Origin of the sequence: Pantoea sp. Tr-811 (genome assembly GCF_011752535.1) — a bacterium.
In the GTDB taxonomy this organism is placed as follows: Bacteria; Pseudomonadota; Gammaproteobacteria; order Pseudomonadales; family Pseudomonadaceae; genus Aquipseudomonas.
Genome location: NZ_VWXJ01000066.1, coordinates 1 through 559, shown reverse-complemented (window position 1 = coordinate 559; position 559 = coordinate 1). Strand labels below are relative to the sequence as shown.

Genomic DNA, 559 nt, shown 5'->3' with positions numbered 1-559 from the left:
TCGTCCTGGTTCTCGATCATCAGTTCGAACCAGCGACGCAGTTTGTTCGAGCGCTCTTTGGCGGTCAGTGCGCGCCAGGCCGGCAGGGCCTTGTCGGCAGCTTCGATGGCGCGGCGGGTTTCCGCGGCGCCCATCTTCGGCACGGTTCCAATGAGTTCACCATTGGCTGGATTAGTCACCCTTATGACTAATCCACTGGCAGCATCCAACCACTCGCCGCCGATAAAGGCTTGTTGACGAAAGAGTTCGTTATCTCGGAGTTTCATGTAATAGCCCTCTGCTCGCGGCAAAAACAGGCGGGACACTCCCGCCCGCTCTCGTTAGATCGCGGCGCTGCGTTCCCGCAAATCCATGTTCAGAATGCGATCATTTTCGCTGTAGTCGACCGGGCAGTCGATCACGTGCACGCCTGGGGTCTTGATGCAGTGTTCCAGCAGCGGCAGGAAGGCTTCGGCGCTTTCCACACGGTGGCCGTTGGCACCGTAGGCTTCGGCGTATTTGACGAAGTCCGGGTTGCCGTAGTCCAGGCCGAAATCGGTGAAGCCCATGTTGGCCTGCT

The 559-nt window shown here is 59.0% G+C and carries 2 protein-coding genes; both read right to left on the bottom strand.

Going from position 1 to position 559, the window contains the following annotated elements; all coding sequences use genetic code 11:
- The coding region (locus tag F3J44_RS29460) for an aldehyde dehydrogenase family protein (protein ID WP_167278009.1) at window positions 1–266 on the bottom strand (266 nt) is incomplete at its 3' end.
- Window positions 267–320: 54 nt separating this feature from the next.
- Window positions 321–559, bottom strand: a 239-nt coding sequence (locus F3J44_RS29455) for a thiamine pyrophosphate-dependent enzyme (RefSeq protein WP_240158583.1), incomplete at its 5' end; no start/stop codon positions are given.